The following is a 10,189-nucleotide window of genomic DNA, read 5'->3' as shown; positions in this document are numbered from 1 at the left end:
ATTTAACGTTAAATTGAATACAAGCTTATTTGAAACATGGATCTTCCAAACTCTTGTCTTTTTCTCTTTCTTAAGCGTAACACAAATGTTTATCGTTCTATTCGGTCCTGCGGGTATGATGTTTAATATCATATCGCTGTCAGTACAATTAGTTACTTGTGGAGTAATTGTTCCAAAAGCGTTACTATCTAATTTTTATCAAACTGTAGGTTCTCTTTTCCCTGGAACTTATGTAGCTGACGGATATCAAACAATAATTTTTGGTGGGGGAAATCTATCACACGATATGAATATTCTTCTTTGCATTTCAATTATTACCATTCTTATAGCGGTGGGGAGAATTATGCTGCAAAGAGATAGTAAAAGTGAATTGATCAAACAAACTGCCAACAGATAAAAAGCTTATAGTACATGTGAAGTGCACCCTGATTGCTAAACAAAGTCTAACAATCGAGGGGCACTTTTTTTAGTCAAATTCTCTTAGCATACGAAATTCGCGTTTTTCTCCGTAGCGAAATAGGGCTCATATGCTCTAACCTCATTCTATTAGTAAATAGCCTGCAATCATTGTCCTCTGTACATGAAATAAATTTGGTTTGTAATATAATCTGAACTAAAATGAAGTCCGTTTTTTATCCACCACATAATGATTCCTACCAATGAAGCGGTTTTAATCTCAATGGCAACATAATCTTCGGGTAGCTCTGTCTCACTATTATTTCTGCGCGTTTCTACTAATTTCTTTATTAATAGAAATAATTGTTCCTCAAAATGATTCATATTAAATAAAACAGATAAATAATTTCGATGAATATATAAATAATCAAGCAATTGTGTTAGCTGTTGTTTTTCTGATAAATTGCTTACGTGTATTAAAGCGGTAATTTTATTAGAAAGTTCGTTTAAAATTTCATCAGTGAGTTGCATGAGTAAATCCTGAATATCTTGATAGTGTAAGTAAAATGTTGTCCGATTTAATCCAGCTTCGTTTGCAATTTTCTGGACTGTTAAATTTGAAATAGTGGATTCCTCTTGTAAAAGAGAATAGACGGCATTTTTAAACATTTCTCTTGAACGAAGTGTACGAGGATCCTCTTTTTTAGATGTAGACATTTTGAAACTCCTTTATAGATTTTTCTTTGACTTTCTCGACATAGCATATTTTCAATGTCGATTAATGAACATTTTTAACAAAATTGTTCATGGTCAGGAATATGTATCTTTGTTACTATGAATTTTATCGACACTGTGTCGATAATGCAACTATAGAAAAAGGGAGTTTACAAATGGAGAAGGGAATAACAGAAAAAAATAAGAAAATTTTATTACTTGTACTAATTGCTGGATGTTTTTTATCAACATTAAACCAGACGTTACTTAATGTGGCAATGAGTAAATTAATGGAAGTATTTGATGTTACAGCTACAACTGTACAATGGTTAGCAACAGGTTTTATGCTCGTAAACGGTGTTTTAGTGCCAATTACGGCATTTTTAATGAAACGTTTTACAACGAGGCAATTATTTATTAGCTCAATGATTTTTTTATTGATCGGAACATTACTATGTGCCGGTGCCATCAATTTTGGCATGTTATTAACAGGAAGAATGATTCAAGCAATTGGGGCAGGAATTATTATGCCGCTCATGATGACAGTTATTTTATATTTATATCCTAGTGAAAAGCGCGGGAGTGTTATGGGAACTATCGGCTTTGCTATGATTTTTGCGCCAGCCATTGCTCCAACGTTATCTGGTTTTATCATTGAATATGTATCATGGAGATGGTTATTTATTGGATTAGCTCCATTTGTATTCATCGTCATTATTCTTGCGCTAAAATATTTAATGAACGTTGCAGATACGACAAAAGCAAGAATGGATATTGTAAGTGTCATTTTATCAACGATTGGCTTTGGTTGTGTTTTATTTGGATTCAGTAGTGCAGGAAGTAAGGGATGGGATCACCCGATTGTTATTACGACAATTATTACCGGGGTACTTGTTACAACGCTATTTTGCTTACGTCAAATAAAGTCTAACGATCCATTATTAAATTTATCCGTATTTAAGTATAAAATTTTTACTCTTACATCAGTGATCAATGTACTTATCACGATGATTATGTATGCTGATTTAATTCTTTTACCGATTTACTTACAAAACGGAAGAGGATTTACTGCATTTGAATCAGGTTTACTTCTATTACCTGGAGCGGTCATTAATGCATTCTTATCACCAATTACAGGTAAAATGTATGATAAATACGGAGCAAAACCACTCTTTATTACAGGGTTAGTATTTATCATTATTTCGATGTGGGGGGTAATTGATTTAACTGAATCCACAACGTATATGTATGTAATGGTGCGTACTATTCTTTTACGGATTGGGTTAAGTTTCATTTCAATGCCTTTAAATACAGCAGGACTAAATGCTTTACCTAGAGAATTAGGTTCACATGGTTCAGCCGTAAATAATACGGTTCGTCAATTAGCTGGTGCTATTGGAACAGCTGTTGTTATTACTATATATACAACTCAAGCAACTTCACACGCTTCAGAGTTATCTTTAGAAAATGGAAACATTACAGCTATTCAACTAGCGAAATTATCCTCTATTTTCGGCTCAAGCGATGCGTATCTATTCATGTTATTTTTATCTTTCGTAGCATTAATCTTTGCATGTTTCATGCCTAAAAAAGTGGCAACTCAAAAACTTGAAAGTAAGGCAAGTAATTAGAATGGTTTATAGAGTTGTTTAGAAAGTATATGATGGAAGAAAAGCAAGTGATCTAATAATTAAGGTCATTTGCTTTTCTTTTTGTTTATGCACTTAACTGTATTTTGTAAAGATATTAAAGGAGACATGAAAAAATCCACCTACAACAATTAAAAGATTGATTGAAACAATATAAAAAGGACTCGTAAATTTATCCCACTTTAATGGGTAGTAAGACCCCTACCTCAAAATTCAGAGAAAGCAAAGAAGTTAGGTAGGGGATCAACTGCCCATAAAAGTCCGATTGGTGAGGGCTGATTAAAGTTTCACTTTATAAGAGTTCTTTTTTGTAATTGCTATAATTTCTACTTAGGAATTGAAAATAAAATTAATCCGGATTATTATATTGTTATTGTAAATTTATTTTATTGAAGGAGGATACATAGATGAAAAGCTCAAAAGGCTCTATTGAATCAGAGATAAGCAAAGCAATTACTCACTGGGAAAAGGACTACCTAGGACGCGGGTCTATATCCGTTAAGACAGATATATTACGGGATATGATTATCGTAAATTTACAAGGTGTTTTAACGCCGGCTGAATATAGTGTTTGCGAAACAAAAGACGGTATGTTAACGATAAAGAAAAATCGTTCGGAGCTAGTTGAATCTGGAATTGATGATCTGAAAGAGATTATACTAGAATTAACTGGAGAGAAAGTGAAGAGCTTTCATACGGATATAAGCTCCCGTACAGGCGAACGAGTAATGATTTTTAAATTGCTTCATAATCTTGAGGAGAAATTTTAAAAATACCTTAAGGTTAGTGGAAGGATTAAGAAACCTACAAGTTTTGCACTTTATTAACAGGCTAATAATTAAAAACTTGAAGTTATTTAGGTATAATAAATCGTAATTCAAATAACTCTTAAAAAACGGATAAAGAAATTGACAAACTGCTTAATATGGTTTATCTTATAATTGTTTTAAAAAATTGATAGACGCTCATTTTAACAGCTTGCTATAATTAAGGCTTTAGCATTTTTTTAATATGTAATATTGACTAAATGAAAAAGTTTCTTAATTAAAAGATAGCGTATAACATAAATTGATATATTGATTGCATAATCTAGGAGATCAGAAATATACATTTCTTTTTAACAGGAGTAATACATACATTATTATTCTCTATAAAATGGGAGCTCTTCAAAAAACTTTATTGAAGTTAGTTGAAGGGAAACCGACAATCTCCATAATTCAATGATGATATAAAATCATTGAATTATGGAAGTTGTCGGTTTTTTTTATGGGAAAAAACGATGCACTAAAAAGAGTGAATGAAAATTGAAATTTAAAAAAACATCTTAATTAAAAGGAATTTTATAGGTTATTTTCGCTTAGAAGGGAGTATTTAACATGTTAATTTCGCTGAGTTCATCAACACTGTTAACATTATTTTTTATGGCGCTTAGTGCTTCTTGGCTAAGTGGATTATTGTTTTTAAATGCAAGGATACCTTTACGTTTTGTTCATATCCATATTGGTATCGCTGCTTTACCTTCATTGGTTTCTTTGCTCGCACTTGTTAATAACAATGGAGATAGAGTTGTGGGGCCTTGGCATCTAGATACTTTAGCTTGGTTAATGGCTTTCTTTGTTCTTACAATTGGTTTAATCATTCAGCGTTTTTCTGTACGTTACTTAATGGGAGATCGCTCATATCGAAAATACTTTGTACTTTTTACATTTACTACAGGTGTATCTTCGGTTGGATGGTTAAGTGATGATCTTCGTTTCATGATTATTTGTTGGGGAGCAACGCTTATAGGATTGGTTCTACTCATAGGGCTAAATAAAGGGTGGAAAGTAGTTAGTGAAGCAACTAAAATCTCTGGCTATTTATTTACAATAAGTTGGATTGCGTTGTTATCAGCTATCATTTGGCTTTTTCAAATAACAGGACAGTGGCAATTAACATCAGTTTTAACGAATGAAAATGTAGCGCTACATGGAACATTGGAGAGAACAGGAATTAACTTATTAATTATATTAGCGGTGATGATTCCAGCAGCACAATGGCCTTTTCAAAGATGGTTAATTGAGTCTGCCGTTGCTCCAACTCCTGTTTCAGCTATTATGCATGCGGGTTTAGTAAATGCTGGCGGTATCATGTTAACTAGATTTTCACCTCTTTTTCATGATGATATTGCACAAATAATTTTACTAATTTTCTCTAGTATTTCTGTCTTGATAGGTACAGGAATTAGTTTAGTCCAAGTTGATTATAAACGTCAGCTAGTAGGTTCAACTATTGCACAAATGGGATTTATGCTTATTCAATGTGCATTAGGCGCCTATTTAGCGGCTGTTATTCATTTAATTTTACATGGTTTGTTTAAAGCTACACTGTTTTTACAAGCTGGTTCTTCAGTGCAACGTTTTGGGGTAGTGAATCAGTCTAATGAAAAGATGTCCAATTTATGGATTATAGTCGGGCGTGTTTTAGGATTATTTATAGCAATTACTTTCTGGTTTATGACTTCTGGAGAGGGATATCAACTAGTTAGTGCGTTAATCTTAGGCTGGTCACTATACTTTTCATGGAAACAGCTTGTTGTTTTTGGAGAGGGAAGAATGGGACGAATTGCTGGCGTAATTGTTTTGATTGGATTTTCTCTCATTTACTTTACCGTTCATAATTCTCTTTATAAATGGTTGCATACTGATATTTATCAAAGTGTTCAACCTTCAGCTCCAGCCGTTATCTTTGTTATATGTATTTTACTATTTAGTAGTGTTACTAGTACTTTCGTTACTCGTCATCAATCTTCTACTTTATTCGCTGTACTTTATCTTTGGTTAGTTCGAGTAGGTGAGGCGAGAAGAAAATCAGTAGAAAGTCACCCAAGCTATCTGAAACATTATGTATCAAAGGGAGGTAATTCGTGATGAGCATATCGTCAATATTAAAGAAAGATACAAACATTGATATGCAAGAAAATAATATAAATGATTTAGTTGCATCTGCTAGCCGAGTTATTGCACCACTTTGGCCTATCTCTACGTTTGCAGCTCACCACCCTTGGATGGGACTTGAAAAGCAATCATTTGAACAAGTCGCAAATTGGCTAAAAGAAGCTCGTAATGTGGATATGTATCCTAGTACTTCCATGATTCATTCGGCAAAAGCGAAAGGTGAGATTGAGGAATCATTTTTACAAAGTAGTTTGTCTCGTTGGCTGGATTCACAATCTTTTCATATTCCGCGAGAGAAAGCAGAGCGATTTTGCCAAGCGGCTTTAAAGTTAGAAAAATTACCTTCTAGTCTATTATCATCGCCAGAATTAAATAAATTGGCAGACGAAATGAGTTATATAAATACAGGGAGTATGAAAGCCTCTGTTATGCAGCCAATAAGTTCGCTTATAGAGAATCAAAATAGTGAAAATCTATCTGATATTCTTAATTATCATATCATTAAATGGTGTAAATTATATCTTGATGACTCCGGATCAAGTTGGACGATGCCAAATCGAGAGAAAGGTTTTTATCGTGCATGGCAACACCTTATTACATTTGATCCAGCGCTCAGTAAAAATGAGCGTAAAGTTTTAAAAGATTGGCCACAAGATGCCGAAGTAGCTTTAGCGAGAGCGTTATTTGAACTAGGGATTTCTGAATCTAACATACAAGCTTATCTTGAAGGGCACTTACTTTCTTTACCTGGGTGGGCAGGAATGATACGATGGCGCTCACAACAATCAATTCAGGAACAGGGGCTTTTAATAGAATATTTAGCAGTTCGAATTTCTATGGAGCTGGCTATTGCAAAACCTTATTTACCTTTAAAAAATCAAAAGGTTGAGAAAAAAGTTTCGATCGTCCCACTTATAGCTTCTTGGATCTATTGGGGGAATATTTCAACACGGGAATGGTCACAAATGTCTGCAGCTGAACAAAGCGAATTGTTAGCATTTGCATATCGTTTTGATGAAAATATTCGCAGGAAACTTTGGCTGGAAGCTTGGGAACAAACGCATGCAGAGCAATTAAGAGAGAAGATTGCTTCTAAACAATGTGCAACCAATGATAAAAAGCGTGTATTAGCTCAATTAGCATTTTGTATTGATGTACGTTCAGAACCGTTTCGTCGCCACTTAGAAAAACTAGGTCCGTTTGAAACGTTTGGAATAGCTGGTTTCTTTGGGTTACCAATTGCGACTAGTGAACTAGGTAGTAATGACAGCCATCCTTCTTTGCCAGTTATACTGAAACCGAAGCATCAAATAAAAGAGCTTACAGATGAAAATGAATTTAAATCTTATGAGCAACGTAAGAGGGTAGGCAGTTCGGTGCGTTATACATTTAAAACGATGAAACAGAACGTACTGACAAGTATGGCGCTACCTGAGTTAAGTGGTCCTTTACTTGGTCTACAGATGGTGACAAGAAGCTTTGTCCCAAGAGGAGTTGGTGGTTTCATTCGTAAACTTCGTAAAACTATGTTACAAAAACCTGATACAACATTCTCGCTTAATTATGTTCATGACACAAAAGGTGAGATACCTATCGGTTTTACGAAAGAAGAAAAAGTGAACTATGTGCGTCAAACTTTAAAAATGGTGGGACTGACAGAAAAATTTGCTCCTTTAGTTGTAATGTGTGGACATAGTAGTCAAAGTACGAACAATCCTTATGCGGCAGCACTTGAGTGTGGTGCTTGTGGAGGCGCAGCAGGGGGATTCAATGCAAGAGTTTTCGCTACTTTATGTAATCTTCCAGAAGTAAGAGAGGCGTTGTCTGCTGAAGGCATTAACATTCCTGAGGATACCATTTTTGCAGCAGCTGAACATAAAACAACAGTGGACGAATTGGAATGGATTTACGTCCCAGAACTTTCGAAAACTGCGCAAGAAGCGTTTGATTGTATCGAGACGATTATGCCAAATGTGAGCCAACATGCAAATAGAGAACGTTTAACGCAATTACCTAATTTTAAAACGAAAATAAAAAATCCGAGTAAAGAGGCGCATCGATTTGCAGAAGATTGGAGTGAAATACGTCCAGAATGGGGATTAGCGCGTAATGCATCTTTTATTATCGGAAAGCGTGAATTAACTCAAGATTGTGACTTAGAAGGTAGGGCTTTCCTTCATAATTATGATTGGAAACAGGATGAAAGTGGCGATATATTAGCTAATATTATTGCAGGACCAGGAACAGTTGCGCAGTGGATAAATCTACAATATTACGCATCAACTGTAGCTCCTCACTATTATGGTAGTGGAAATAAAACAACCCAAACCGTAACGGCGGGTCTCGGTGTTATGCAAGGGAATGCTAGTGACCTGTTGCCAGGCTTACCTTGGCAATCCGTTATGCAGTCAGATAGTGAGACGTATCATTCACCACTTCGTTTACTAATTGTCATTCAAGCACCTATTGAATATATAGAACGTTTGTTAAATAATGATTTCACATTTCGAGAAAAAGTTCAAAATGGATGGGTTAGACTTGCAAGTGTTGATCCAGAGGGAAGCTGGAAAAACTGGTAACAATTATTATTGTTACTAGCTTAAAAGTTTCATAAATACAATAATGAAGAAAGGGTGCTCCATATGAATTCAAAGAATAAAAAAGTTTTATTATTAACAGACATTGAACACGGAATAGAGCCTAGTATCCAACAAGTAACTAACATTCAACAAGAAAACATGTTGACTATACACAGCTATGATTCTGTAATTGTACATCCTTATGGAGATATAATGAGATCTATTATTATTGCTATTTATCAAGAAAATGTTAAAGAAATTTTTGTTGTCGGAATAGAGGATAAAAAAACTTCTTCAGTTAATCTACAAACTCAACGTGATTTCATAAAAGATAATATAGAATTAGACTATCTCTTTAAAAATTGCATGCCTGAATTTTCAAGTGGTAGCCTTAATCAATGGCTGAGTGGACAAAAAAATGTTAGTGAAAATATTGAAAAGAGTATAGATATGATCCGTCATCATCCATTAGTACCTTCTGATATTGAAGTTCATGGTTTCATAATTGATAGAACGGGTGAAAAAGAAACGGTTGTTAAAGTTTCTGCTAATAAAGTACTGAAACAAATGGATTTTTATGTGTAAGTTATCGATAGATAAGCAACTTTTATTTGGACTTGTGTCCTTTACAAAGAGCAAAAGAAATCTTCTATAAATGGGGATCTTTTGCTCTTTTTGTTTGAATTTTTAATGTGTTTTATAGGAGATACCTAATATGTACATAATAAAAATATATAACTTTTTGCATAAAATTTTAAGGACGGATTAGCAGGCGGAAAATAAAAATTTATGTTGTGATTTATTTCAAGATTATTACTAAAAAGAATGGAGATTCTTTAATTATGAGAATAAAACAGTTAAAACCTAAAGTGATATGGAAAAAAAGAATGTTGCTAACTCTTTTTATTGTTTTCGGATTGATTATTGCGGGGGTTGTTTTTTGGAATGTTTCACCTATTCCGAAAGCGTTTCTCATAAAAAAAGCATTTGAAGGTGGAATGTTTGTTCAATCTAATAATTATAAAAACGCTCTAAAAGAGACACGAATTGTTAAAGATATCAATTATAATTCTAAATTTCCTGATGGTACATTAGACATTATTTATCCCAAAAATTTTATAGGGAAAACACCTGTTATTTTTTGGGTGCACGGGGGTGGATTTGTAGGTGGAGATAAATCAGACATTACTGGTTATGCAGTAGAATTAGCTGCTCGTGGTTATACAGTGATAAATATAAATTACGCTCTTGCTCCTAAAAGAAAGTATCCTACACCAGTACTACAACTTGGTGAGGCTTATGAATATATAAAAGCAAATGCAAAGAAATATAATGTAAAACTAGATGACCTATATTTTGCAGGAGATTCTGCGGGAGCGCAAATATCTGGACAATTTGTTACTATTCAAACATCTCCAGATTATGCGAAATTAACCGGGATTGACGCTGTTGTTGCTCCTTCTACAATTAAAGGTATACTGCTATTTTGCGGCCCGTATAATATGCCTGCATTAGCTAAAATGGAAACATCCAAAGAAGTGCAAGACTTTATGCGTACTACTGGCTGGGCTTACTTTGGGAAAAAGAAATTTGAAACATTACCTGAAATGGAAATCGCCTCTATTTATAAACACGTTACAAAAGATTACCCACCAACGTTCATCACAGATGGAAATACTGCATCATTTGAAGAGCAAGGTAAAGCATTAGCTTCTACTTTACAAAATAAAGGAGTACCTGTAGATACACTTTTCTTTGATAAAAATATCTCTGGCGAGTTAGCACATGAATTTCAATTTAAAATGAACACTTCAGCAGGTGAAGAAGCTTTTAACCAAGTTCTTAAATTTCTAAATGAAAATAAATAATATATATACTATTAACTTTTTATAAGCCTAGTTTAATACTATATATG

At 34.0% G+C, this 10,189-nt stretch carries 8 protein-coding genes; 7 read left to right on the top strand and 1 reads right to left on the bottom strand.

From position 1 onward, the window contains the following. Nucleotides 1–397 (top strand): ABC-2 transporter permease (locus tag GBN78_RS26255; protein ID WP_152127866.1); only part of this gene is annotated, 397 nt, incomplete at its 5' end. A gap of 167 nt (nt 398–564) precedes the next feature. On the opposite strand, the gene GBN78_RS26250 is transcribed toward GBN78_RS26255, so the two are convergent. Then, entirely contained in the window at nt 565–1,113 is a 549-nt protein-coding gene (locus tag GBN78_RS26250; protein ID WP_000107858.1) for a TetR/AcrR family transcriptional regulator, read from the bottom strand. A gap of 173 nt (nt 1,114–1,286) precedes the next feature. On the opposite strand from GBN78_RS26250, the gene GBN78_RS26245 reads away from it, so the two are divergent. The 6 genes from GBN78_RS26245 to GBN78_RS26220 all read left to right on the top strand — a co-directional run bounded on the left by GBN78_RS26245 (nt 1,287) and on the right by GBN78_RS26220 (nt 10,142). Further along, nucleotides 1,287–2,741, top strand: coding sequence for a DHA2 family efflux MFS transporter permease subunit (locus GBN78_RS26245; RefSeq protein ID WP_000410728.1), 1,455 nt, complete (start codon nt 1,287–1,289; stop codon nt 2,739–2,741). Between the two features lie 425 nt (nt 2,742–3,166). After that, on the top strand, nt 3,167–3,529 hold the full coding sequence (locus tag GBN78_RS26240) for a Na-translocating system protein MpsC family protein (RefSeq protein WP_000842548.1): 363 nt from the start codon (nt 3,167–3,169) through the stop codon (nt 3,527–3,529). A 606-nt stretch (nt 3,530–4,135) separates the two neighbouring features. Then, the gene (locus GBN78_RS26235; RefSeq protein WP_152127865.1) at nt 4,136–5,668 is read left to right on the top strand and encodes an NADH dehydrogenase subunit 5; all 1,533 of its coding nucleotides are present in this window, start codon (nt 4,136–4,138) and stop codon (nt 5,666–5,668) included. Next, a complete protein-coding gene (locus tag GBN78_RS26230) occupies nt 5,668–8,274 on the top strand; it encodes a DUF2309 domain-containing protein (protein ID WP_000028354.1) in 2,607 nt (868 codons plus the stop codon). Before GBN78_RS26235 ends, GBN78_RS26230 begins: the two co-directional genes overlap by 1 nt. A gap of 63 nt (nt 8,275–8,337) precedes the next feature. Next, nucleotides 8,338–8,859 (top strand): carbonic anhydrase, encoded by a 522-nt coding sequence (locus GBN78_RS26225; protein ID WP_001086250.1) that lies wholly within the window; start codon nt 8,338–8,340, stop codon nt 8,857–8,859. A gap of 257 nt (nt 8,860–9,116) precedes the next feature. Beyond that, nucleotides 9,117–10,142: an alpha/beta hydrolase gene (locus tag GBN78_RS26220; RefSeq protein ID WP_001220684.1), complete on the top strand. Its 1,026-nt coding sequence runs from the start codon at nt 9,117–9,119 to the stop codon at nt 10,140–10,142. The last annotated feature ends 47 nt before the right edge of the window (nt 10,143–10,189 follow it).

Source organism: Bacillus sp. B2-WWTP-C-10-Post-4 (genome assembly GCF_009183805.1).
Classification (GTDB): domain Bacteria; phylum Bacillota; class Bacilli; order Bacillales; family Bacillaceae_G; genus Bacillus_A; species Bacillus_A cereus.
Note: the sequence above shows the minus strand (reverse complement) of the source record. Positions and strands in the feature narration are given on the sequence as shown.